Consider the following 252-nt stretch of genomic DNA (forward strand, 5'->3'; position numbering starts at 1 on the left):
TTACTTCCTGAAATAAAAGATTGGCAACAGCGTCCGCTGAGTGAGGTTTATCCTATAATATTTATTGATGCTGTTCATTTTTCGGTGAGAGATAATCATGTAATTAAAAAACTAGCAGCGTATATTAAAGTGGACCCTTTGTCAAGGACACTAGAAAAAAAGAGTGGCTAAGCCGCCATTAAAAGCTGATTTCTATATTGAATAGGAGTCAGCTTTTTCAAATTCCACTGATATCTATAATTATTGTAGTAA

The 252-nt window shown here is 33.7% G+C and carries 1 protein-coding gene and 1 pseudogene; one reads left to right on the forward strand and one right to left on the reverse strand.

Going from position 1 to position 252, the window contains the following annotated elements:
* A pseudogene (locus K0040_RS20465) lies at positions 1 to 126 on the forward strand (transposase); the annotation flags it as partial.
* 41 nt (positions 127 to 167) lie between these two features.
* Here the strand turns inward: K0040_RS20465 and K0040_RS20470 are convergent.
* The coding region (locus tag K0040_RS20470) for an IS3 family transposase (protein ID WP_228109180.1) at positions 168 to 252 on the reverse strand (85 nt) is incomplete at its 5' end.

The organism is Terrisporobacter petrolearius (genome assembly GCF_020748185.1).
Classification (GTDB): domain Bacteria; phylum Bacillota; class Clostridia; order Peptostreptococcales; family Peptostreptococcaceae; genus Terrisporobacter; species Terrisporobacter petrolearius.